Genomic DNA, 23,723 nt, shown 5'->3' on the forward strand with positions numbered 1-23,723 from the left:
CTGCCATGGTGGGAGGGACGTGATCCTGTGAAGGGGGATGAGCATGGAACCGTTGGACGCGGCGGCGGACGCGCACGCGCTCATCCGGGACCTGCTCCCGGTGCTGGCGCCCACCGCCTGGTTCGACGGCGGAACCTCGGAGGTCGTGGTGCCGGTCGGCCGGTCCGAGGCCCGCGCCTCCACCTGGACGCTGCTGGAACGGTGCGCGCGGGCGCCGCGCCCGGCCTGGCCGCGGCTGGTGGACGAGTGGCTGCGCGAGGCCCGCGACCGCGCCTTCCTGGCGATCGGCGAGATGGAGCTGTTCGGCGACCTGCGCGAACTGCTGCGGCTGCGGATCGTGCCCAAGCTGGATCCGCGCGACCGGGAGGGCCTGGTGGTGGTCCCGGCCGGGGACCACTTCGACGCCATGGTGATGATCGAGCACCCCCGGTACGGCGGCCCGCTGACCAAGGCGCGGGCCGGGCTGCTCGGGCTGCGCCGCCTCGGCTACGTGGTGACCAACACCCACGACCGGGAGCTGGCGGACGTGGCGGCCCGCGAGCAGCCGCTGCTGCTCGGCGAGAACGTGCGCGTCGTCACCAAGCCCGGCAGCCGGTACGTGTCGGCGCTGCTGGGCGAGATCGACCAGTTCCTGCCCCGGCACAATCCGTACGGCGCGCTGGTGGGCGTGCCGAGCCACAGCACGCTGCTGCTCTACCCGATCACGTCGACGGCGGTGCGCCGGGTGCTGCCGGTCTTCGCCGACGTGGTCCGCGAGATGCACGACGACGCCGACGACCCGTGCGCGCCCGGCGTGTACTGGAGCCATGGCGAGCGCCGCCTCACCCCGCTGCGGCCGCCCGCCGACCTGGAGGGCTCCACCGAGTTCGCCGCCCTGCTCCGCCGCCTCCCCGACGCGTAGTCACGGGGGCTTGCGCGGGTCACGGGGCCTGCGGGCTACGGCAGCTTCCAGTCGAGCGGCTGGGCGCCCTGGCGTTCGAGGAGCTGGTTGGCGCGGCTGAACGGGCGGGAGCCGAAGAAGCCGCGGTCGGCCGACATCGGGCTGGGGTGGGCCGACTCGATGCACGGGACGGCGCCGAGCAGCGGCTTGAGGTCGCGGGCGTTGCGTCCCCACAGGATCGCCACCAGGGGACGGCCGCGTGCGGCCAGGGCGCGGATGGCCTGCTCGGTGACCTCCTCCCAGCCCTTGCCGCGGTGCGAGTTGGGCCTGCCGGGCATCACCGTCAGGGACCTGTTGAGCAGCAGCACCCCCTGCTCGGCCCAGGGCGTCAGGTCGCCGGTGGACGGCTGGGGGTGTCCGAGGTCGTCGCAGTATTCGCGGAAGATGTTGATCAGGCTGCCGGGCAACGGCCGCACGTCCGGCGCCACCGAGAAGCTCAGGCCCACCGGGTGACCCGGGGTCGGGTACGGGTCCTGGCCGACGATCAGCACTTTGACCTCGTCGAACGGCTGGGTGAAGGCGCGCAGGATGAGGTTTCCGGCGGGCAGGTAGCGGCGGCCGGCCGCCACCTCGGCGCGCAGGAAGTCGCCCATGGCGGCGATCCGTCCGGCAACCGGCTCCAGCGCCCGGGCCCAGCCCGCCTCCATGATCTCGGTGAGTGGTCGTGCCGTCATGACCGACCAGCGTAACGGCGTGATCTCGGGCCCGTTCGCCGAACGAGCGTTTGATATTCCAGTAAGATCTCTTGACCTCATGCGGTCAGAAAAATTGCTCGTTTTCCATGCTTCAGGCCGGTGAACTGCGACGAATGCCCTGTTAAGTCCGCGTTACTTTCTGAGGTGGCGCATTGACGTACCGTCCCGTACCGGCATACCTCTCGGAAGAGCAGCGGACTTCGACAGGGACGGGACGACGAGCATGAGCCAGCTGACCGCCGTGGACGCCGCGTTCCTCAACGCCGAGACGGACACGACGCACGCGCACATCGCCGGGGTCGGGATCCTGGACCCGGCCGCCTGCCCGGGCGGCAGGCTCACCGTGGAGGACGTGGCGGACGTGGTCCGGCGGCGCGCCCACCTGGCCCGGCCGCTGCGGCAGCGGCTCGCCCAGGTCCCGCTCGGGCTCGACCTGCCCTACTGGGAGGACGACCCGGACTTCGACCCCCGCCGGCACATCCTGGAGATCGCCCTGCCCGCCCCCGGCGGTCCCGCCCAGCTCAGCGAAGCCGTCGCGATGCTGCACGAACGCCCGCTCGACCGGGCCCACCCGCTGTGGGAGCTGGTGCTGATCCAGGGACTGGCGGGCGGGCGCGTGGCCGTCTACCTCAAGGTGCACCACGCCGCCATCGACGGCGTCATGGCCGCCGAGACCCTCGCCGCCTTCCTGGACCTGTCCCCCGTGCCGCGCGAGGTGCCCGCCGACGACGCCGAGCCCCGGCGCGCTCCCGGCCCGCTGCGCATGCTCCGCACCGGGCTGCTCAAGGCGGCGCTGCACCCGGTTCGCAGTGCCGTGACCATGGCCAGGACCGCGCCTTACCTGGACGAGATCCCCGTGCTCTCCCAGCTCCCCGGCGCGGGGCTGATGTCGCAGGTCGCGCAGGCGCTCGGCCGTGAGGAGATGCCGCGCGCCCCCCGCGTCAACGCCCCGCCCACCCCGTTCAACCGCCCGATCGGCCGCCGCCGCTCGGTCGCCTGCGGGGAGCTGTCGCTGGCGGAGATCAAGCAGGTGCGGCAGGCGCTGGGCGGCAGCGTCAACGACGTCGTCATGGCGATGTGCGCGAGCGCGCTGCGCATGTGGCTCGACAAGCGCGGCGAGCTGCCCGACCGTCCCCTGGTGGTGGGCGTGCCGGTGTCGCTGCGCCGCGGCGACGGCGCCGGCGAGGCGGGCAACCAGTTGTCGATCATGTCCGCTCCGCTGGCCACCCACATCGCCGACCCGGCCGACCGCTACGCCGCCGTCCGCGCCGACATGGACGCCGCCAAGCGCCGCTTCGTGGCCTCCGACGGCGCCTGGGTGCGGCAGGTGAGCAGGCTGCTGCCCGCGCCCCTGGCCGGACCCGTCACCCGCATGGCCCTGCAGGCGCTGCCCACCCTGCGCGCCGTCCCGGCCCCGGCGCTGCGGCCCATCAACCTGATCATCTCCAACGTGCCCGGCCCGCAGTTCCCCCTGTACCTGTGCGGCGCCCGGGTGCTCGGCTACTACCCGATCTCCGTGGTCACCGACATCAGCGGCGGCCTCAACATCACCGTTTTCTCCTACGACGGCCAGGTCGACGTGGGCATCGTCGCCGCCCGCGACCTCGTCCCCGACCCCGCCGAGATCGTCGACCACCTGCGCGACGCCCTCAACGAGCTCAAGGACCTGGCCGACGCCGGCCGCGACGGCCTACCAGAGGAGGGAGGCGCGGTGGTGCCACGCCAGGCGAAGGGCGGCGGCGCCGGCGGGCTGCATGGGGGACGGGACGGTGCCGTCGAAGGCGGCCGGCCGCACGTCGCCCTCGGCGTTGACGGTGACCAGGCCGCCGAAGACCTCGGCGAACAACGCGTCGTCGAAGACGGCCACGGTGAGGACGTCGACGGCCAGGGTGAGCGGGTCCACGCCCAGTCCGAGGCAGTGCACGCGTAGGCGGCCCTCCGCGCGGGCGCGGGTGAGGGTCCGGTGGAACGGCCATGACTCCTGGTCGAAGCCGGGGCCGTAGTCCTCGGGCGTGCCGAGCAGTTCCTCGCTGAACTCGCGCGCCATGCAGCGCCATAGGTCCAGGTCGGCGCGCTCGTCGGTGAGGGGCTGGAACACGCCGACCGGCATGACCTGGTGCAGCCCCCCGGCGTGGGCGACCTTCTCGGGGTCGCGCCAGTGCAGCACGTACGAGCCGGACCGCGTCAGCGTCAGCGTGGTGATGGCGACCAGGGCCGGGCGGCGCGTCAGGTCGCAGGGGTCGCCGATGCGTGTTCGCAGGGGCAGGCCCCGGGACGAGGCGGCCAGTTCATGGGCGACGGCCTCGCCGACGTTCACGCCGTCGAAGTACTGCGCCGGCCCCAGCCGCAGTACGGGGTCGCCCTCCAGGGCGGCGTGCAGGAGCCGGTAGCTGGGGCGGTTCTCGAACACCTTGGGAGAAGCCAGGGCGGCCATCGCCTCCGCGTAGGTGCGGAAGCCCGGCGGCAGCCCGTCGGAAGGTTCCGCCACGGCGGGCGGGGCCGGGTGCGCGTCCCACACCAGCCGTAGGTCTTCCAGGGGGATCGGCGTGGCGGGCACCCATTCCGGGCGGCACAGCAACGAGGTGCCCGCGACGCGCGGTATGTCGTCGGGGTACCAGTCGTCGGCCAGACGGCCGAGTTCGTGACGGCTGCGGTTGAGGCGCGCGCGGACCTGTTCCCACACGCGCCTCAGCCTAGATCGTCCGGCGGGGCGTACGGCTCAGCCGCACGTGCCGCTCAGTTGGGCGTGCAGCGCAGCGACGCGGTGCCCGGGTTGCTCCCGGTGCCCTGGAAGCCGAAGCTCGTCGCGCCGTTGGCGGCGACCGCGCCGTTGTACGCCGCGTTGACGGCGCGCACCGACTGCCCGCTCTGCGTGACGGTGGCGTTCCAGGCGTTCTGCACGCGCTGGCCGCCGGGGAACGACCATTCGACGGTCCAGCCGTTCAGCGGCTGGGCGCCGGAGTTGGCGACCGTCACCGTCGCGGTGAACCCGCTGCCCCAGGAGTTGTCGACGCGCAGGTTCGCCGTGCACGCCCGGTCGCCCGTCGGCGGGTCCGTGGGCGGGTCGGTGGGCGGGGTCGTGCCGCCGACGCTGACGGAGAACGAGTTCGTGGCCAGGCCCGCGCCGCCCTGCCAGATCTCGAAGCCCGCCTCCACGTCGATCAGGTACCAGGAGTTCTGGATCTGGCCGCGGCCGACGGCGTCGCGGGTGAAGGCGCGCAGGTCCAGGTCGGAGACGGACGAGGTGCCGGACGTGCGGACGTAGGCGATGTACTTCCAGTCCATCTGGGCCGTCCACACGTCCCAGGTGGCGCCGGCGATCTGCACGCCGGTCGCGACGCGCGACCCGGCCGGCTGCACGCCGCCGTTGTGGTTGAGCCAGATCATCACCTCGGCGCCGTCGGGCGCGCCGGTGGTGGTCGGCGTGGTGTTGTACCAGAGGTCGTAGGAGACGTTGTACGCGCCGCTGCCGGTCTGCGTCGTGCTCCAGCTGCTGGTCACCGCGGGCATGGAGCCGACCTGCACCGGCAGCCCGCTGTTGGACGTGCACTGGCCCCAGTGGCACCCCTTGAACAGGGACGGGTACGCGGCGGGCGCGCCGCTGGTGCTGTTCTGGTGGCCGGAGGAGTCGACGCGGAACGACGTGCCGTCCACGGTGATGCACTGCGGGGTGGACGCGCCCCAGATGTTGTTCTGGGCGACGTACTGCCCGCCGCCGACGGAAAGGGTGTCGGTGGCGCCGCACAGTTGTGTCGCCGCGTGCGCGGGGAGCGCGACGCGCACCGCCAGGCCGGCGGTCAGCACCAGCAGGCCGAGCGCGACGGCGACGGCGGCGGCCGCTCTCCTGAGCGGCGTCCCGCCGAGGGACGCCGTGCCGGGTGGGGGCGGCGAGGTTCTCAGGGGTGAGGACATCGTGGGATCGCTCACTCTCCGGGCCGGACGGGGACCGGCCCTCCAGGGATGGGAGCGCTCCCAAATTCGGCGAACGGGTCTCCGGGTGTCAAGCGGACGCGCACGTCCCGCGCCCCGTCCGGCCCGCTGACCCGTGGCTCCGCCGCGCACGCCGGTGAAAGACCGGTGAAAGACGGCCGGAACACGCCGTTCACCGAGCAGGCGAAAGGCTGCCTTATCGTGAGTAAACGTGCAAAACGAAAAAACCCTTACGCGTGCCTCGTCCCCGACCCTGCCGCCGACCTCCCCGCTCACCTCCAGGGACACCCGCGTACCCGCCCTCGCGTGGACGCTCTGGGCGGTCGGCGTGGCCGCGTACGTGGTGGCCGTTTTGCACCGCACCTCCTTCGGCGTGGCCGGGCTGGACGCCGTCCACCGCTTCGACACCTCCGCCGGGATGCTGGCCTCGTTCACCGTCCTGCAACTGGTCGTGTACGCGGGGCTGCAGATTCCCGTCGGGCTGATGCTCGACCGCCTCGGCCCGCGCCGCATGGTCGCGGGCGGCGCGCTGGCGATGGCCGCCGGGCAGGCGCTGCTGGCGTTCACCACCGACATCGGCACCGCCGTCGTGGCGCGCGTGCTGGTGGGCGCGGGCGACGCCATGACGTTCATCAGCGTGCTCAGCCTGGTGACGGTGTGGTTCCCCGCGCGGCGCATCCCGGTCGTCACCCAGCTCACCGGCCTGCTCGGGCAGACCGGGCAGGTGCTCAGCGCCGTCCCGCTGGTGGCGTTGCTGCACGGCCCCGGCTGGAGCGCCGCGTTCGGCTCCGCCGCCGGGCTGGGCGTGCTGGTCGGCGTGCTGGCGCTGGCCGTGCTGCGCGACGCCCCGCCCGGAAAGGAACGCGCCAAGGCGCCCGGCCTGGCCGAGGTCGGCGGCAACCTCGTCGCCGCCTGGCGGCACCCCGGCACCCGCCTGGGCCTGTGGACGCACTTCGTCACCCAGTTCTCGGGCACCGTCTTCGCGCTGATGTGGGGCTACCCGTACCTGGTGTCCGGGCAGGGCATGGCGCCGTCGTCGGCCAGCACGCTGCTGACGGTGTTCGTGCTGGCCACCATGGTGTCCGGGCCGTACGTCGGGCGGCTGGTGGCCCGGCACCCGCTGCACCGCTCCTGGCTGGTGCTGGGCGTCGTCGCCCTCAACGCCGGCGCGTGGGCGGCGGTGCTGGCCTGGCCGCCGCCCGCGCCCGCCTGGCTGCTGGTGGTCCTGGTGCTGTGCGTGGCGCTCGGCGGCCCCGGCTCGATGATCGGGTTCGACTTCGCCCGCACGTTCAACCCGCCGACCCGGCAGGGCGCCGCCACCGGCATCGTCAACATGGGCGGGTTCTGCGCCGCGCTGGTGACGATCCTGCTGATCGGGTTCGTGCTGGACGCGCTGTCGCCGGGCCGCGAGTTCACGCCCGAGGCGTTCCGCGTCGCGTGGATGGTGCAGCTGCCGATCTGGATCATCGGCGTGACCTGCCTGCTGCGCAGCCGCACCCTGGCCCGCCGCCGCCTGGCCGAGGAGGGCGTCACGGTGCCGTACCTGCGCCACACCGTGCGCCGCACCGTGCGCGCCGCCGTCCGCCGCTCCCCGGGCCGCCGTTCCCCGGAGCGCCGTTCTCCGGGGCGCCGCTGAGCGCTACGGCGCCGCCTGCCCCGCCCGCAGTTCCAGCGTGCAGCACTTGGGGCCGCCGCCGGCCTTGCGCAGCTCCGACAGGTCGACCGGGACGGGCTCGTACCCGTGCCGCCGCAGCGTCGCGATCAGCCCCGTGGCCTCGGCGTTGATCACCACGTTGCGGCCGTCGCAGACCGCGTTGAGGCCCAGCACGGCCGCGTCCCGCTCGTCGGCGACGATCGCGTCCGGGAACAGCCGCTCCAGCACGGCGCGGCTGCCGGGGGAGAACGCGCCCGGGTAGTAGGCCACGTTGTCGTCGCCGAGCGGGAACAACGCCGTGTCCAGATGGTAGAAGCGGGGGTCGACGAGCCGCAGCGTCACCACGGGCACGCCGAGGAACTCCTGCGCCTCCTGGTGGGCCGCCACCTCGGTGCGGAACCCCGTCCCGGCCAGGATGAGGCGGTCCAGCGTCAGGAAGTCGCCCTCGCCCTCGTTGGTGTGGACGGGCTCGCGCACCTCCGGGAAGCCGTTGGCGCGCAGCCACGCGGCGTACGCGGGGCCCTCGGCCGCCCGCTGGGGATGGGCGAACCGCGCCCCGTACGCCCGGCCGTTCACCACCAGCGCCCCGTTGGCGGCGAACACCATGTCGGGCAGGCCCTCGACCGGGTCGATCAGGCTGACCCGGTGCCCCAGGCCCAGGTAGGCGGCGCGCAGCGCCTCCCACTGCGCCACGGCGCGGGCCGCGTCGGCGCCCGCCGCCGGGTCCATCCAGGGGTTGATGGAGTAGGTGACGGCGAAGTGCTCCGGGCGGCACATCAGGAAGTGCCGCGGCCGCGCGACGCGTGCGCCGCGCTCCGGTTGCTCGCCGCGCTCCACGCTTTCCGGCAGTGGCGAGGACGCCGGTTCCATCGCCGGGGACAGGGTCATGCGGGTCTCCCGAAAGGCTTCCCAGAGGGGGATCAGATGATCGAAAGCCTAGGAAGCGCAGGGGCCCCGAACCAAGCCGCCGACCTTGCGTTGACCTGCGCGTTCGTTGCGTCTTACGGCCCCGCGGCGGCGATTCGTTGCACCGTCGCCGCGCCGGAACCGGGGGGTGACACGGCGGCGCCCGGTGCGCCGGGACGGACGCACCGGGCGCACCGGGCGGACGGCGTGGTGATCAGAGGTTGATCATGTGCCCGGCGGCGCCGTGCACCGCCTCCTTGATCGCCTCGCTGAGGGTGGGGTGGGCGTGCACGTTCCGGGCGACCTCGTGCACGGTCAGGTCCCAGCGCTGGGCCAGGGTCAGCTCGGGCAGCAGCTCGGTGACGTCCGGGCCGATCATGTGGGCGCCCAGGATCTCGCCGTACCGGGCGTCGCTGACCACCTTGACGAACCCGTCGGAGTCCCCGAGGCCGAGGGCCTTGCCGTTGGCGCTGAAGGGGAACTTGGCCACCTTGACGTCGTAGCCCTCCTCACGCGCCTGCGCCTCGGTCAGCCCGAAGCTGGCGACCTGCGGCTGGCAGTACGTGGCCCGCGGGATCATCACGTACTCCAGCTCCATGGTCTCGGCGTCGGCGATCGTCTCGGCCGCGACGACGCCCATGGCCTCGGCGGTGTGCGCCAGCATCAGCTTGGCGGTCACGTCGCCGATGGCGAAGATGTGCGGCACCGAGGTGCGGCAGCGGCCGTCCACCGCGATGGCGCCCCGGTCGGTCAGCGCCACGCCGGTCTTCTCCAGGCCGTAGCCCTCCACGTTGGGCTGGAACCCGATGGCCTGCAGGACCTTGTCGGCCTCCAGCACCTGCTGCGTGCCGTCCTTGCCGGTGACGGTGACCTTGACGATGTCGCCGGAGTCGTCGATGGCGTCCACGCGGGTGGACGTCAGCACGTCGATGCCGAGCTTGCGGTAGCGGCGCTGCAGCTCCTTGGACACCTCGGCGTCCTCGTTGGGCACCATCCGGTCGAGGAACTCGACGATGGTCACCTTCACGCCGTAGTTGTGCAGCACGTAGGCGAACTCGACGCCGATCGCGCCCGCGCCCGCGATGACGATGCTGCGGGGCAGCTCGGAGGTGAGGATCTGCTCCTCGTAGGTCACCACCCGCTCCGACAGCGACGTGCCGGGGAGCAGCTTGGTGTGCGCGCCGGTGGCGATGATGCAGTGGCCGAAGGTGACCGTCTCCGAGGAGCCGTCGCTCAGGGCCACCTGCAGGGTGTTGGGGTCGGTGAACGTGCCGCGTCCCTCGAAGGAGGTGATCTTGTTCTTCTTCATGAGGAACTGCACGCCCTTGACCAGGCGGTCCGACACCTGGCGGCTGCGCCGGAACGCCTCGCCGTAGTCGAAGGTGACCTGGCCGTCGACCTTGATCCCGTACGTCTTCGCCTCGTGGGTGAAGATGTGCGCCAGCTCGGCGTTGCGCAGCAGGGCCTTGGAGGGGATGCAGCCGACGTTGAGGCAGACCCCGCCCCAGTACTTCTCCTCGATGATCGCCGTCTTCAGCCCGAGCTGTGCCGACCGGATCGCGGCGACATAACCACCCGGGCCGGCGCCCAGGACCACGACGTCAAAGTGATTGCTCATTCTTGTGACGATATTCGGCCGCGGCGGGTCCTCGCATCCCGACCCGGCACCTGTGTGACCTGCGTCCCGGCGGCCGTCGCGCGGTGCGGCCCGCTGGTGCGGGACGGGCCGTGCCGCGGCGGTCCGGCCGGGGCGCGCGGGGACGGGTCGGCGGGGCGCCGTGCGCGCGGGCGGGGGACGCCTGTTAGTGTTTCGAACGGCCCCACGTGGTCACGACTCTTCTGCGTAGCGCGGGGGCGCGTGAGCGACGCGACCTTCGCCCTGACCTGGAACCTCTCGCGTCGGCCGCATCGTTGTCGCCTCATCGGCCCGCCGGACGTGCGTGCCCGATCCTCGCCGTCCGGCCCGCCAGGGGCACGCCGCGGCCGCGCCCACGGCCCCGCCCCGGCGCCCGGACACCATCCGGCGTGGGCGCGGCCGGCCGGTCCCCGCCGGGACGACACCCGGCGCGCCGGCGCACCCGGGGCGCCGACGCCCGGGACGTCGCCCCGGCCCGGCGGTCGAGGGCGGCGAGGGACGCGGCGCGCGGGGTGCCGGGCGGATCACGGAGCGGCAGAACCGGAGGAGAGAGCCGAGTGAGGATTCCCAAGCGCGTCAACGCCGTCCTGGACCGGGCGGAACAGCACTTTGGCGCTCTTGCGGCCGTCGTGGCGCTGGCGGCCGCGGCCGCCGCGGCGATGTGGATCCCCCTGCTCGCCGGCTTCATCCTCGGCGTCGCCGTCGGCGGCTTCCTGGTGCATCTGCGCAAGGCCCGCCGGATGGCCCGGCTGCGCGCCGAGATCGACGACCTGCTGCGCCAGAACGGCGCGCTGCGGCACCGCAACAACGTGCTGGCCAGCGGTGTGATCACCAAGGAGTCCCAGGTCACCCAGGCGCTGCTGCAGATCCCCGAGGACGGGCTGCTGAAGATCGAGAGCGACCCGGGACGCACCCAGCGGCTGCCCGAGCTGCCCGACGACCTCGACGTCTCCGGCTCCCCGGAGGACACCCTGGAGGAGGGCGCGGGCGGCGACGCCAACGGCAGATCGTCCGGCTAGCCCGGACATGGCGGGGTAGGTCCGCCGCGTGCCGGGGATGTGTACCGGCCGGAGGTGATCGCGTCGATGTCCATGAGCACACCGCCGTCGCACGAACCCGCCGGACCCGCCGGGCCGGGCGACCCGACGGCACCGGACGGGGGACCGGGCGCCGACCCGGCCGCGGTGAAGAAGGCCGTGGTCGCGTCGGCCATGGGCAACTGCATCGAGTGGTTCGACTTCGGGGTGTTCACCGCCGGGGTGATGACCTCGATCATCGGCACGGTGTTCTTCCCGCACGACGCCGCGGGCAGCGCCACCCTGCGCTCGTTCGCGCTGATCGCGGCGGCGTTCGTGGCGCGCCCGTTCGGCGGGCTGTTCTTCGGCCCGCTCGGCGACCGGCTGGGCCGCAAACGGGTCCTGGCCGCCACGATCCTGCTGATGTCCGGCTCGACGTTCTGCATCGGCATCCTGCCCGGCTACGCCACGATCGGCGTCGCGGCGCCGATCCTGCTGCTGCTCGTCCGGCTGGTCCAGGGGTTCTCCACGGGCGGCGAGTACGGCGGCGCCGCCACCGTCATCGCCGAGTACGCGCCGACCCGCAGACGCGGCTTCTTCGGCAGCTTCCTGGAGCTCGGCACGCTGGCCGGCTACGCCTCCGGCGCCGGGCTGGTGCTCGCCGTCGACCTGCTGCTCAGCCGGCAGGCCATGCACTCCTGGGGCTGGCGCATCCCGTTCCTGATCGCGCTGCCGCTCGGCCTGGTCGGCCTGTACGTGCGCAGCCGCATCGAGGACACCCCCGCGTTCCGGCAGATGGAGCGGGCCGGGGCCAAGGCGCGCTCGCCGCTGCGCGAGACGCTGGCGCACAACTGGCGCATGATCCTCAACCTGATCGGCATCGTGTTCCTGCTGAACGTGGCCGTCTACACGCTGCTGACGTTCATGCCGTCCTACCTGACCGACGACCTGGCGACCGGCGAGGTCACCGCGCAGCTGATCACCATCGGCGTGGAGCTGGCGATGATCGCGGTGATCGTACCGCTGGGCGCGCTGTCGGACCGGATCGGGCGCAAGCCCCTGCTGCTGGCGCCGATCCTGCTGATCCCCGAGACGGCGGGCGTGCCCATCCAGCGCGTCGGACGGTCCCGGCCGCGCCGCGCCGCCGCGGCCCGGCCCCGCCGCCTCGACCTCGGCACCCGCTAGGCCGGGGACGGGGGCCGCCGGGGAAGGGGGGCGCGGAGGAAGGGGGCTCAGTCCCAGTCGGCGTCCGTCCAGAAGCGGGCGCGCCGCCACGCCTCCTCGAACTCGGCGGCGTCGATCACCTTGGGGAGCAGGGCCGGGTTGTACAGGTCGACCGGCGGGTTCAGGGGCCACACCGTCTCGTCGGAGGCCACGGCCTCGCCGTCCGGGCGGATCTCCACCTGCCGGATGCGGCGCCCGTCCGGGCCGTGCTCGGTGAGGAAGACGTAGTCGGCGAACCCGTCGTCGCCGGCGCCGTCGGGGTCCTCGGAGTCCAGATCCCAGTCGCCGGGGGCGCGCAGGTGGACGCGCTCGCGGCCGGCCAGGGCGCCGAAGCCCGGCAGGCGGCGCTGCCGTTCCCGCTTGGCGCGCAGGCTCTCCAGCGAGACGTCGTCCCTCGCCGGATCGTCGACGTCGGCCTCGTCCAGGTCCCAGTCCTCGGCCTTGGCGACCTGCTCGGGGTCGGTCACCACCTCCGTCTCGGCGAAGGTGGTGACGACCTCCTCGGGGGACGCCGCCCAGATCCACCACCACACCCCGCCCATGCCGTAGTCGTGGCAGACCAGATGGCGCGTCTTCCCGTCCCGGGTGCTCATGGTCACGACGCCCGATTATCCGACGGCCGCCAGGCGCTGCAGGGCGCCGTCCAGCAACTCCCAGCCGTCGATCTCGACCGGCCCGGCGTCGAACCCGTGGCCGCGGTGCGACGCCTCGTCCAGCAGCGCCCGCACCACCCCGGGACGATGCAGGTTCAGGTAGGCGTCGTCGTCGCGGCGTACGACGCCGCCGTCGTGCAGCAGGCCGTCGGCGACGAGACGGCCGGGACCCGCGCGGAAGACGATGTTCAACAGCCCGGACGAACCCTCCCGGCGGACGGTGAGCACCTCCCGGCAATCGATGGTCTGAGGGCGACCCGTGTCGTCCTGCCCGCGAACATGAGCGTGGCCCGCCCCCCAGTAGTAGACGTCCGCCCCCACCAGGAGGCGTCGGTATCGGCGACGCATGCCCCGCATGCAACCAGCCATCCCCAGGCATGCGCGACAGGTTTTCGGCCTGTGTACCCGGGAGCCTGGCTTCGACGGACCGCGCCCGGCGCGCCCGGGGGCCTGTGTGCGCGTGTGTAGGCCCCATGTCGGCGGCGGCCGGGCGGGGGCCGTCTTTCGTCAGACGAATGCGTCCGGAACGGTCAGCGGAGGGGGCGGAAGAACGCCCGGATGAGGGACGTCAGCAGTTCCGGGGCCTCCAGGGCGGCGAAGTGGCCGGCCTCGTCGTGCTCGGTCCAGTGGGTGATCTCGTTGTCGCGTTCGGCGAAGCGGCGGACGGTGGAGTCCCCGCGGAACACGGCTACGCCGGTGGGGACGGGGGAGCGCGGGACGGGCTTGCCCCCCGAAGTCGTTGCCCTGCGCGCCGTACCGCTCGTACCCCAGGCGCCGCATCAGCTCCGCCCAGGCCCGCGCCACGCGCTCCAGTCCCCAGCCGCGCTCGCGCGTCGGCCCGGAGAACGCGAAGCCGGGAATGGACGGCGCGACGACGTGGAAGGCGTTCCCGGGGTCGCCGCCGTGCGCGCGCGGGTCGGTCAGCGGACCGACCATCCGGCTGAAGTCGGCGAACGTGCTCGGCCGGCCGTGGGTGAGGATGAGCGGCAGCGCGTCCGGTTCCGGCGAACGGGCGTGCAGGAAATGCACCCGCTGGCCGTCGATCTCGGTGGTGAACTGCGGAAATTCGTTCAACCGAGCCTCGTGCCGCCGCCAGTCGTATTCGGTGCGCCAGTATTCGGCCAGCTCTTTCACCCGTTCCAGCGGGATCCCGTACGACCAGCCCACCCCGGGGAGCTGGTCGGGCCAGCGGGTGCGGGCCAGCCGGTCGCGGAGGTCGTCCAGATCGCCCTGCGGGACGGCGATGCGGAACGGTCGGATCTCGGTGTCTTCCATGGCCGAAACGCGAGGCGGGGTGGCGGTCACGGGACGTCCGCGATGGTCGGCGGGATGCCGTCCGCGGCGGATGCCGCCATCGCGGCGCAGGTAAAGCAGGGGTAAGGGAAGTGTCCCGTTGCGTTTGAATGATTACGATGGGTAGCGTCGCTGGCGGATGCGGGCCGCGCATTCCGAAAGCAGCGTCCGCGGCAATTTCCCACGCGTTTTCCGTGGGTGTGCCGTGCGCGTTCCGACGATTCGCGGTTCCCGTGACGGCGACAACGGATCGGTGGTGGACCGTGACCGAACAGCAGTTCAGCCTCGCCACAACGGCTGCGCGCAACCTGGCGACGACGACCAAGTCCGTCCCGCAGATGCAGAACATCACCTCGCGGTGGCTGCTGAAGCTGCTGCCGTGGGTGCAGGCGTCCGGCGGGGCGTACCGGGTGAACCGGCGCCTCACCTACACCGTGGGCGACGGCGTCGTGACCTTCGTCATCGAGGGTTCGAACGTGCGGGTCATCCCGCAGGAGCTGGGCGAGCTGCCGCCGCTGCGCGGCTACGAGGACGAGGAGGTGCTGCGGGCGCTGGCCGGCCGTTTCACCCAGCGCGAGTACGCCCCCGGCGAGACGATCGCCGAGGCGGGGCAGCCCGTCGACCAGGTGTTCCTGATCGCGCACGGCAAGGTCAACGAGATCGGCGCCGGCGAGTACGGCGGCGAGGCGGTGCTCGGCGTGCGCGGCGACGGCCGGTACTTCGGCCACACCGCGCTGCTGGACGAGCAGGGCCACTGGGAGCACACCTACCGCGCCCTGACCCCGTGCACGGTGCTGGCGCTCAGCACCGACGAGTTCCGGCAGGTGCGCGAGAACGCCGAGACGCTGCGCGACCATCTGGCGCAGACGAGCGACGGGTCCGAACCGGCGCGCAACGAGTACGGCGAGGCCGCCATCGAGCTGGCGTCCGGCCACGAGGGCGAGCCGGTGCTGCCGGGCACGTTCGTCGACTACGAGCTCAAGCCCCGCGAGTACGAGCTGAGCGTGGCGCAGACCGTGCTGCGCGTGCACACCCGCGTCGCCGACCTCTACAACAAGCCGATGGACCAGGTCGAGCAGCAGCTGCGGCTGACCATCGAGGCGCTGCGCGAGCGGCAGGAGCACGAGCTGATCAACAACCGGGACTTCGGCCTGCTCGCCAACGCCGACCTGCGCCAGCGCGTCCCCACCCGCAGCGGCCCGCCCACCCCCGACGACATGGACGAGCTGCTGTCGCTGGTGTGGAAGGAACCGGCGTTCTTCCTGGCCCACCCGCGTGCGATCGCCGCGTTCGGCCGCGAGTGCAGCAGGCGCGGGCTCTACCCCGACACCGTCGACATGGGCGGCCACAAGATCCCGGCCTGGCGCGGCGTGCCGATCTACCCCTGCAACAAGATCCCGGTCAGCGCCACCCGGACCAGTTCGATCCTGCTGATGCGCACCGGCGAGGCGGCGCAGGGCGTGGTCGGCCTGCACCAGACCGGAATCCCCGACGAGTACCAGCCGGGCCTGTCGGTGCGGTTCATGGGGATCGACGAACGGGCGATCATCTCCTACCTGGTCAGCGCCTACTACTCGGCGGCGATCCTGGTGCCCGACGCGCTGGGCGTGCTGGACAGCGTGGAGGTCGCGCACGGCGACGGCGCGGCCGCCTGAACCGTCCGTGCCCTTGCAGGAAGCGGCCCGCCGGGCCGGGGCGCGGGCGGGCGCACCGGGCCCGCCGTGCCGCGCCCGGCCCGCCGGGCCGGGATCGTCCATCCGTGATGGCGGGAGGAGCAGGTCGTGACGGTCGAGCAGTTGAGCCTGAGCACGGCGGCGGCGCGCAATCTGGCGACCACCACCAAGTCCAGGCCGCAGATGCAGGGCATCACGCCGCGGTGGCTGCTGCGCGTGCTGCCGTGGGTGCAGGCGCCCGGCGGCGCCTACCGGGTGAACCGCCGCCTGACCTACCGGGTGGGCGACGGCCGGGTGACGTTCGTGGTCAGCGCCGGGCAGGTGCGGGTGGTGCCGCCCGAGCTGGCCGAGCTTCCGGCGCTGCGCGGCCTGGACGACGGCGAGGTCCTGGAGGGCCTGGCCGGACGGTTCGCGCAGCGCGTGTACGAGCCCGGCGACACGATCGTCGAGGCCGGGCGGCCGGTCGACCGGGTCGTGCTGATCGCGCACGGCAAGGCCGTCAAGCTCGGCGCGGGGGAGTACGGGGGCCTCACCCGGCTCGGGGTGCTGGCCGACGGCGAGTTCTTCGGCGACCGCGCGCTGCTGGGCGGGGACGAGCGCTGGGAGTTCACCGTCCGGGCGCTCACCCCCTGCACGGTGCTGACGCTGCCGCGCGCCGACATCGACGAGCTGACCGGCCGGTTCGACGCGCTGCGCGCCCACCTGGAGGAGCATCGGTCGGCGGCCCTTCCCCCGCACAACCGGCACGGTGAGGCCGCCATCGAGCTGGCGTCCGGTCACGAGGGCGAGCCGGTGCTGCCGGGCACGTTCGTCGACTACGAGCTCGCGCCGCGCGAGTACGAGCTGGCCGTGGCCCAGACGCTGCTGCGTGTGCACACCCGTGTCGCCGACCTCTACAACAACCCGTACGACCAGGTGGGCGAGCAGCTGCGGGTGACCATCGAGGCGCTGCGCGAGCAGCAGGAGCGCGAGATGGTCAACAACCATGACTTCGGGCTGCTGCACAACGTGGATCTGCGTCAGCGCGTCCAGACCGACGGCGGGCCGCCCACCCCCGACGATCTGGACGAGCTGCTGAGCCGCCGCCGGGGCACCCGGGTGTTCCTGGCGCATCCGCGCGCGATCGCCGCGTTCGGCCGCGAGTGCAACCGGCGCGGCGTGTACCCGCGTCCGGTCGAGCTGGACGGGGCCCGCGTGCGCGCCTGGCGCGGGGTGCCGCTGCTGCCGTGCGACAAGATCCCGGTCAGCCGCCGGGGCACCAGCGCGATCCTGGCGATGCGGCTCGGCGAGGACAAGCAGGGGGTGGTCGGCCTGCGGCAGACCGGCATCCCCGACGAGGTGTCGCCCGGCCTGTCGGTGCGCTTCACCGGCACAGACGAGCGGGGAATCCTGTCGTACCTGGTCAGCACCTACTTCTCGGCCGCGGTGCTGGTGCCCGACGCGCTGGGCATGCTCGAGAACGTGGAGGTCGGCCGGTGAGCGCCGCCATGCCGGCCGCCGAGCCCCCGGCCGTCGAGCCCGCTGCCGCCGAACCCCCGGCCGCAGAGCACCAGGGGGGCGCGCCGCGCTCGGCGGCGGAGGTGCTGGCCTGGAGCCGCGCCCTGGTCGACCCGGGCCTGCGCGCGGTCGTCGACGGCATGCCCGACGAGGTGCGGGCCGTCACCGCCTACCACTTCGGCTGGCTGGACGAGCACGGGCGGCCCGTCGCCGGCGGCGGTGCGGGCAAGGCGCTGCGCCCCGCGCTGGCGCTGCTGTCGGCGGAGGCCGTCGGCGGCGCCGCCGCCGACGGACTGCCCGCCGCGCTCGCCGTCGAGCTGACGCACAACTTCTCGCTGCTGCACGACGACGTGATGGACCGCGACCGCACCCGCCGCCACCGGCCCACGGCGTGGAGCGTGTTCGGCGCCAACCCGGCGATCCTGGCCGGGGACGCCCTGCTGGCCTGCGCCTTCGAGAGCCTGGCGGGCGCCCCGTCCGCATGGCCGCCCGCCGGGCACGCGCCGGCCGAGCACGGGGTGGCGAAACGCGTGCCGGCCGAGGGCGTGCTGGCCGAGGGCGTGCGGACACTCAGCCGCGCCGTGCTGGACCTGGTGGAGGGCCAGTGCGCCGACGTGTCGTTCGAGACGCGCACCGACGTGGACGTGCCCGAATGCCTGCGCATGGCCGAGCACAAGACCGGTGCGCTGCTGGCCGCCTCGTGCGCGCTCGGCGCCGCGTACGGGGGCGGGACGCCGCCGCAGATCGGGGGGCTGCGGCGGTTCGGCGCACGCATCGGCCTGGCGTTCCAGCTCGTCGACGACCTGCTGGGCATCTGGGGCGATCCGGCCGTCACCGGCAAGCCCGTCCACGCCGATCTGCGCCGCCGCAAGAAGTCGCTGCCCGTGGTGGCCGCGCTGGCGTCGGGCACCGCGGCGGGCGGCGAGCTGGCCCGCCTCTACCTGCGCGACGGCCCGCTGCCCGAGGGCGACGCCGCCCGCGCCGCCCGGCTGGTCGAGGAGGCGGGCGGCCGGGCCTGGGCACGGCAGCGGGCCCGCCGCCTGAAGGCCGAAGCCCTCGCCGAACTCGACGCCGCAGCCCCGGTCGAGCGTCCCCGCGCCGGGCTGCGCGCCCTGGCGCACCTGGTACTCGACCGCGACCACTGAGCCGTTTATCCGCCGCCTCGGGCACCAGCGCCGCCTCAGTCCCCCACGGGCGGCGCTGGGGCGGCGGCGGGGATCACCATGCTGGGCGCTCAGTAACGCAGGCCGTGCCCGTACGGGTAGAGCCCGGCGATGGACACCGGCAGCCGCCCGCCCGGCTGCCTGCCGAACACCACCTCGGCCGCGGCCCGGTGCATCGTCATGTCGACCCGCTGCGTGCGCGCGGTGGTGGCGTAGCTCGCGACGTACGCCCGGACGTCGGGGTAGGACTCGATGTCGTACGGCAGCCCGGTCGCGAGCGCCGCGACCGGCTTGCCGGTGGCCTGCAACGCGCGCACCAGCTCGGCCTGGCCCTCCGGCAGGGTCTTGGACGAGTACGTGGCGACCAGCACCCGGTCGGCGTCGCGCGCCCGCCGCACCGCCTCGGCGATCTCGGCGTCGGTCGGGTCGGTCGTGGCGGCCTGCCAGGACGTCACGGGCCCGGCGGCGACGGTGTCCACGGCCCGCGCGAGCTGCTCGGTCTGCACCACCCCGGCGACGAGCGTGCGCTCGCGCGCCCGCCGGTCGAACGGAAGCACGCCCCCGTCGTTGCGCACCAGCGTCGTCGCGGCGACGCCCATCTCCAGGGCGCGCCGCTGGAACGCCGCGTTGCCCGCCACCTTCTCGGCGGCCCGCGGGCTGACGTACCTGCGCTCGAACGCGCCGTACTTGCACTTGAGCTCCAGCACCCGGCGCACCGACTCGTCCACCCGCGCACGCGGCAGCTCACCCGAGCGCACCGCGTCCAGCAGCGCGCCGACGGCGTCCACGTGGGTGGCGTACTCGCCGGTCGACATGATGACGTCCGCCCCGGCCTTGACGGCCATGACCGTGGCCTCGCGGGTGCCCCAGTTCTCGTCGATGGCGTCCATGTCCATGCCGTCGGTGACGATCAGCCCGCGGTAGCCCAGTTCGCCGCGCAGCAGCCCGGTCAGCACCTTCGGCGACAGCGTGGCGGGCAGCGTGGGGTCGACGGCCTTGACGACCACGTGCGCGGTCATGATCGCGTCGGCGCCGGCGTCGATCGCGGCGCGGAAGGGCGGCAGGTGCACGCGGTCCAGCGTCGCGCGGTCATAGGCGACGGAGGGCAGCCCGAGATGGCTGTCGTGCTCGGTGTCGCCGTGCCCGGGGAAGTGCTTGGGCGTCGCGACGACCCCGGCGGCCCGGTACGCGCGCACCTGAGCCCGCGTCAACCGGCTGACCAGGCCGGTGTCCTCGCCGAACGACCGGACGCCGATGATCGGGTTGCGCGGGTTGGTGTTGACGTCGGCGACCGGCGCGTAGTTCCAGTGGAACCCCATCGCGCGCGCCTCGGCCGCCGTGATGGCCGCGGCGGCGCGCGCGTGCTCGGGGTCGCGCGCGGCGCCGAGGCCCATCGCGTTCGGCAGCGGCGTGGTGCCCTCGCGCACGTTGTGCGTGGTGCCGAACTCGAAGTCGCCGGACACCAGCAGCGGCAGCCCGAGCCGCGTGCCGGCCGCCCACCGCTGCACCTGGTTGGAGTAGCGGGCGGCCAGCTCCGGGGTGCGCGGCTCGGAGGTGATGACGGACCCGATGTTCAGTTCCTGGATCGAACGCCGGGTCTGCTCGTCGGGCATGCCGTCGGGCCCGTCGTGCGTGATGGCCATGACCATCTGCCCGACCTTCTCGGCGTCGGTCATCCGGCCGAGGACGGCCGCCGGATCGCACGATCCCGCGGGGGCGCCCCTGCCCGCGTCCGCGTGCGCGTGCGCGGGCAGGGGGGAGGCCAGCGTGAGGCCGGCGGCGGTGGTCAGGACGGTGGCGAGCATGCGGTGTCGGCTGTTGGGGGGCATCCCGCTCCTTCCGGGGCGAAGATCGAACTGCCGGTCCTTACCGGTCTAGACCGCTATGGACCGGCCGTCAACACCCCGGCCGCCGACGCGCCCCGGCTTCAGGCGCCGGCGGCGGCGCGCCCGGCGGCGGAGGCCATCCCGAGCCAGGTGTGCGGGTTGCCCGCCCAGCACCAGCCGAGCTTGGGTGCGTTCTGACTGATCCAGATCGCGGGGACGCGGCGGTCGCCGCAGCGTGAGCCGCCCAGGGAGAAGCACTTGTTCTTGGCCAGGGCCGCCGGGTACTGCGTCACCAGCGCGATGCCCTCCTCGATCGTCAGCGGCGTGCGTCCGCGGTCGGCGATCGCGGCCATGGCGTCCTCGGGGACGGCCCCGCAGAACTCCTCGCCGCGCTCCACGTCGAACAGCACGTAGGCGCGCGCGTCGGGCAGCTCCACCTCCTTGGTCGGCGTGAAACGGATGAGATCGCCGTCGGCGAAGTGGCGATCGACGACACCGGGCTTGGTGCGGCCCGCCAGCGTGGTGAGCGCGACGGCCCGCTCGACCGGCACCACCTCCCTGGTCACCACCAGGACGAACGGAACGCGCCCCTCCTCCGGCGCCACCGCCGCCCCGCCCCGTTCCGTCACGGTCTCCCGCAGCGGGGCGAGCAGGGCGCCGAACTCGGCGGCGGTCAGGCCGGCGGCCTCGGGGTGGCCGCGGTCCAGCAACGTCCGGACCTGGCGATCGAACTCGGCGGCTGCGTCAAAGGCGGTCATGGGCTCTCCTCCCGATCGGCCAACAACTCCGTACAACATACAGAGAAAAGCCGCGTATTCCCCGGCATGCCCGCGTCCCGCACGGGAAGGGCGACGCCATGACCGAACAGCCGAGGGAACGTCCCGTCGAGGAACCGGGCGAGCCGCCCGTCGAGCGCCCCGCCGAGCCGGAGGACGCGACCGGCCCGCCCCGCAGCATCCAGGGCGAGGAGATGGACGCCGACGTCCCGGAGCAGACCGCCGAACCCGAGGAGGACGGCACGACCTCCGGACGCACCGAAGACCTGGACGACGACTACCTGGCCGAGGACGGCTACACCCCGGGAACGGCCGAACGCCCCCTGGACTGAGCACCGGGCGGGCTCATTTCGCGATCACCAGCGCGTCGGCCGTGCGGGAGACGACGGTAATGGCCTGCCGCGCCCCCGGCGGGAAGGTGAGGTCGGACGTCGCGTCCACGCTCCTCCCCCGACCGAGCCCGGCCGGTCACCCGCCGGTGCCGCGGGCGACGACGCCCAGCATGTCGCGGATCTCGCCGAGCAGCTCGGTGGTCAGCCGCTCGGTGTCGTGGAGCATCCGCTCCACCTCGCCGTCGGGCCTGGCGCCGGGCTTCACCATGCCGGCCGTCGCCGCCGCGGGCTGCACCGCCGCGGGCTGCGCTGCCGCCGCGGGCTGTGCGGCGGGGGCGGGGGCGGCGGGCGCGCGCCGCATCTGCGCGACCAGGAACGCGGCCCGGGCGCCTTCGAGACAGGCGTCCATGCGCTCCTTCTGGCCCACCGTGAACATGAACATGGCGCGGTCGTCGACGTAGTCCATGTAGTTCATGAACATGTCTCCGTTGGGCCCGTTGTCGCAGGTGATGTGCGGGAAGGCGGGCACCCCGCGGTTGGCGTCGGCCTGGTTGGGCGTGTCGGACACCCGGTCGTCGTTGCTGCACGCGCCGTCGTCGTCCCCCCAGATGTGGAACAGGTCCAGCCAGTGGCCGATCTCGTGGGTCGCGGTGCGGCCCCCATCGAAGGGGAACGCCGCGGTGCCGGTGTTCCCGAAGGCCGTGTTCAGGATCACCACGCCGTCGGTCTGCGGGGGGCCGCCGGGGAACTGGGCGTAGCCCAGCAGGCCGTCGCCGAGCTGGCAGACCCACATGTTGAGGTACTGGTCGGTCGGCCAGGGGTCGGCGCCGCCGGTGGCGCTCGCCTTCACCGGGTCGCGCACCGGAGGGGAGACCGAGTCGTCGACCGCCGGGAAGAACTCCCGGCCGGTCTCGACCCGGATGATCCCGTCGGTCGGATTGCCGAGCGGGTCCTGTGTGGCGAGCCGGAACTCGATCTGGGGGTCGGCGACCAGCGGCCGCCACACCTCCGGCACCTGCGACACGTCGGGATTGGCGGCCCGGTAGTCCAGGTTGAGGACGTCGATCTGGCTGTGGATCTGCCGGTCGTCGATGTTCTGTTCCGGGTTGGCGGGGTTGTGCACGACGTGGACGACCACGGGGATGGTCACCACGCCCCGGTGCACCGGGCTGCGCCGGCCGGTCCTGTACTGGAGCGCCCGGTTCTCGATCCGCGCGCGCTGCGCGCGATAGGTCGTGCTCTCGTTGAGCAGATGGCGATGGATGTGCATCGCGCCGCACAGGTCCCGGCTGGGCGGCGGGAAATGCGGGGTCTCGGTCATGGGAATTACCTCCAGGGCGAGCGGGAGGCGGCCCGCATCAGGTGGGGGACGCGATCCCGGCTCGATGAGGGGCTTCTACCCGACGCCTCCCGCGACCGAGCGAAAGAGAGCCTAAACATGCTCAATATAAGCATTTGCCCGTTATGACCAATATGGTCAAAATGTTAATATTCCCGAGGGGAATGATCGACGGGGGCGAAACGGCCGCGTTGCGGTCCGCGGAGCGGCTCGCGGGGTCGTCGACGCGGGCCGGTCCGCTCAGGGGGGCGGCGCCTGACCTGAAGAAACGCCTCGTTGGCGGCCGGGGGTCGGCTGAGCCGGTCCCGACGGAAAAGTGGTATTGACCACTTGGGTGGCCGACCGTACCGTGGGTGGCGATGGGAACGACGGCGAGAGGCGCGGACGGCCTGCGATCCGGTGACGGGGGGCAGCCGGCGCCGACGAAACGGCGGGCGGTGCGGCGGGAGTTGCTGGCGATGCTGGACGCGCTGGAGGTCGGTGACGCGCTGCCGTCCGAACGGCGCCTGGCCGAGGAGCTGGGCGTGTCGCGGCCGACGCTGCGCGCGGCGATCGACGGGCTGGTCGTCGAGGGGCGGCTGGAGCGGCGGCACGGGAGCGGCACGTACGTCGCCGAGCCCCGGATCGCGGTGCCGCTGACGATGACGTCCTTCACCGAGGACATGATCCGGCGCGGGATGCGGCCCGGCGGGCGGGTGCTGTCGTTCCGGGTCGAGGCGGCCGGCGCCAAGATCGGCCGCAGGCTGTCGCTGTCGCCGGTGGAGGAGGTCTTCACCATCCGGCGGCTGCGGCTGGCCGACGGTTCGCCGATGGCCATCGAGACGCTGCACATGGCACGGGCGCTGCTGCCCGGCCTGCGCCGCGAGGACCTCGAAGGCCAGTCGTTCTACGAGCTGCTGCGCGAGCACGGCGTCGTGCTCGGCGCGGGCGTCGAGACGATCGAGCCGACCGTCACCACGCCGGAGGAGGCGGAGGTCCTGGGCGTGCCGGTGCATGCCCCAGCGTTCCTGTTCGAGCGGCTGACCCGCGACGACCGGGGGAGTCCGGTGGAGTTCGTCCGCTCGGTGTACCGCGGGGACCGGTACCGGCTGGAGCTGGAGCTCAGGCCGCCGGGCGACTGATCCCAATTGGTCAATACCAGTCGATTCGTCCGCGCCGACCCGGGAGGCG

At 73.2% G+C, this 23,723-nt stretch carries 20 protein-coding genes; 10 read left to right on the top strand and 10 right to left on the bottom strand.

From position 1 onward, the window contains the following. Positions 1–43 precede the first annotated feature (43 nt). Positions 44–901 carry a hypothetical protein gene (locus ABZ801_RS17370; protein WP_344950397.1) on the top strand — a complete coding sequence of 286 codons (858 nt, stop codon included), beginning with the start codon at positions 44–46 and terminating at the stop codon, positions 899–901. A gap of 35 nt (positions 902–936) precedes the next feature. Here the strand turns inward: ABZ801_RS17370 and ABZ801_RS17375 are convergent, their stop codons facing one another. Then, positions 937–1,614 (bottom strand): uracil-DNA glycosylase, encoded by a 678-nt coding sequence (locus tag ABZ801_RS17375; RefSeq protein WP_344950394.1) that lies wholly within the window; start codon positions 1,612–1,614, stop codon positions 937–939. A gap of 244 nt (positions 1,615–1,858) precedes the next feature. Here ABZ801_RS17375 and ABZ801_RS17380 point away from each other — a divergent pair, with 244 nt between their 5' ends. Beyond that, positions 1,859–3,565, top strand: coding sequence for a wax ester/triacylglycerol synthase family O-acyltransferase (locus tag ABZ801_RS17380; RefSeq protein WP_360698706.1), 1,707 nt, complete (start codon positions 1,859–1,861; stop codon positions 3,563–3,565). A gap of 806 nt (positions 3,566–4,371) precedes the next feature. Here ABZ801_RS17380 and ABZ801_RS17385 read toward each other — a convergent pair. Further along, entirely contained in the window at positions 4,372–5,547 is a 1,176-nt protein-coding gene (locus ABZ801_RS17385; protein WP_360698708.1) for a cellulose binding domain-containing protein, read from the bottom strand. Between the two features lie 229 nt (positions 5,548–5,776). Between ABZ801_RS17385 and ABZ801_RS17390 the strand changes: the two genes are divergently transcribed. Then, positions 5,777–7,201, top strand: a complete 1,425-nt coding sequence (locus ABZ801_RS17390) for an MFS transporter (protein WP_360698710.1) — start codon at positions 5,777–5,779, stop codon at positions 7,199–7,201. A gap of 3 nt (positions 7,202–7,204) precedes the next feature. Here the strand turns inward: ABZ801_RS17390 and ddaH are convergent, their stop codons facing one another. Both ddaH and lpdA read right to left on the bottom strand, forming a co-directional pair. Beyond that, positions 7,205–8,107 (bottom strand): dimethylargininase, encoded by a 903-nt coding sequence (ddaH, locus tag ABZ801_RS17395; protein ID WP_360698712.1) that lies wholly within the window; start codon positions 8,105–8,107, stop codon positions 7,205–7,207. Between the two features lie 232 nt (positions 8,108–8,339). Further along, the gene (lpdA, locus tag ABZ801_RS17400) at positions 8,340–9,743 is read right to left on the bottom strand and encodes a dihydrolipoyl dehydrogenase (protein WP_344950380.1); all 1,404 of its coding nucleotides are present in this window, start codon (positions 9,741–9,743) and stop codon (positions 8,340–8,342) included. Positions 9,744–10,318: 575 nt separating this feature from the next. Here lpdA and ABZ801_RS17405 point away from each other — a divergent pair. Beyond that, positions 10,319–10,780, top strand: a complete 462-nt coding sequence (locus ABZ801_RS17405; RefSeq protein ID WP_344950377.1) for a hypothetical protein — start codon at positions 10,319–10,321, stop codon at positions 10,778–10,780. Between the two features lie 66 nt (positions 10,781–10,846). After that, a complete protein-coding gene (locus tag ABZ801_RS17410; protein WP_360698715.1) occupies positions 10,847–11,962 on the top strand; it encodes an MFS transporter in 1,116 nt (371 codons plus the stop codon). 47 nt (positions 11,963–12,009) lie between these two features. Here the strand turns inward: ABZ801_RS17410 and ABZ801_RS17415 are convergent, their stop codons facing one another. The 3 genes from ABZ801_RS17415 to ABZ801_RS17425 all read right to left on the bottom strand — a co-directional run bounded on the left by ABZ801_RS17415 (position 12,010) and on the right by ABZ801_RS17425 (position 13,929). Further along, positions 12,010–12,600 (bottom strand): hypothetical protein, encoded by a 591-nt coding sequence (locus ABZ801_RS17415; RefSeq protein ID WP_360698717.1) that lies wholly within the window; start codon positions 12,598–12,600, stop codon positions 12,010–12,012. A gap of 9 nt (positions 12,601–12,609) precedes the next feature. Continuing rightward, positions 12,610–13,002 (bottom strand): hypothetical protein, encoded by a 393-nt coding sequence (locus ABZ801_RS17420; RefSeq protein WP_360698719.1) that lies wholly within the window; start codon positions 13,000–13,002, stop codon positions 12,610–12,612. Positions 13,003–13,161: 159 nt separating this feature from the next. Next, positions 13,162–13,929 (bottom strand): epoxide hydrolase, encoded by a 768-nt coding sequence (locus ABZ801_RS17425; RefSeq protein WP_360698721.1) that lies wholly within the window; start codon positions 13,927–13,929, stop codon positions 13,162–13,164. Positions 13,930–14,210: 281 nt separating this feature from the next. Here ABZ801_RS17425 and ABZ801_RS17430 point away from each other — a divergent pair, with 281 nt between their 5' ends. The 3 genes from ABZ801_RS17430 to ABZ801_RS17440 all read left to right on the top strand — a co-directional run bounded on the left by ABZ801_RS17430 (position 14,211) and on the right by ABZ801_RS17440 (position 18,262). Then, positions 14,211–15,602 carry a family 2B encapsulin nanocompartment shell protein gene (locus tag ABZ801_RS17430; protein ID WP_360698723.1) on the top strand — a complete coding sequence of 464 codons (1,392 nt, stop codon included), beginning with the start codon at positions 14,211–14,213 and terminating at the stop codon, positions 15,600–15,602. A gap of 126 nt (positions 15,603–15,728) precedes the next feature. Continuing rightward, positions 15,729–17,099 (top strand): family 2B encapsulin nanocompartment shell protein, encoded by a 1,371-nt coding sequence (locus ABZ801_RS17435; RefSeq protein WP_360698725.1) that lies wholly within the window; start codon positions 15,729–15,731, stop codon positions 17,097–17,099. Next, a complete protein-coding gene (locus ABZ801_RS17440; RefSeq protein ID WP_360698727.1) occupies positions 17,096–18,262 on the top strand; it encodes a polyprenyl synthetase family protein in 1,167 nt (388 codons plus the stop codon). The genes ABZ801_RS17435 and ABZ801_RS17440 overlap by 4 nt, the downstream gene beginning before the upstream one ends. Positions 18,263–18,351: 89 nt before the next feature. On the opposite strand, the gene ABZ801_RS17445 is transcribed toward ABZ801_RS17440, so the two are convergent. Both ABZ801_RS17445 and ABZ801_RS17450 read right to left on the bottom strand, forming a co-directional pair. Beyond that, on the bottom strand, positions 18,352–20,109 hold the full coding sequence (locus ABZ801_RS17445; RefSeq protein ID WP_360698729.1) for a glycoside hydrolase family 3 protein: 1,758 nt from the start codon (positions 20,107–20,109) through the stop codon (positions 18,352–18,354). 98 nt (positions 20,110–20,207) lie between these two features. Continuing rightward, positions 20,208–20,864, bottom strand: a complete 657-nt coding sequence (locus tag ABZ801_RS17450) for a DUF5701 family protein (RefSeq protein WP_360698731.1) — start codon at positions 20,862–20,864, stop codon at positions 20,208–20,210. A 98-nt stretch (positions 20,865–20,962) separates the two neighbouring features. Between ABZ801_RS17450 and ABZ801_RS17455 the strand changes: the two genes are divergently transcribed. Continuing rightward, positions 20,963–21,214: a hypothetical protein gene (locus ABZ801_RS17455; RefSeq protein WP_360698733.1), complete on the top strand. Its 252-nt coding sequence runs from the start codon at positions 20,963–20,965 to the stop codon at positions 21,212–21,214. Between the two features lie 136 nt (positions 21,215–21,350). Here ABZ801_RS17455 and ABZ801_RS17460 read toward each other — a convergent pair whose 3' ends face one another. Beyond that, positions 21,351–22,535 (bottom strand): zinc metalloprotease, encoded by a 1,185-nt coding sequence (locus ABZ801_RS17460; RefSeq protein ID WP_360698735.1) that lies wholly within the window; start codon positions 22,533–22,535, stop codon positions 21,351–21,353. A 377-nt stretch (positions 22,536–22,912) separates the two neighbouring features. Here ABZ801_RS17460 and ABZ801_RS17465 point away from each other — a divergent pair, with 377 nt between their 5' ends. Next, positions 22,913–23,674 carry a GntR family transcriptional regulator gene (locus ABZ801_RS17465; protein WP_360698737.1) on the top strand — a complete coding sequence of 254 codons (762 nt, stop codon included), beginning with the start codon at positions 22,913–22,915 and terminating at the stop codon, positions 23,672–23,674. Positions 23,675–23,723: the final 49 nt, after the last annotated feature.

The organism is Actinomadura sp. NPDC047616, assembly GCF_040642915.1.
Classification (GTDB): domain Bacteria; phylum Actinomycetota; class Actinomycetes; order Streptosporangiales; family Streptosporangiaceae; genus Spirillospora; species Spirillospora miaoliensis.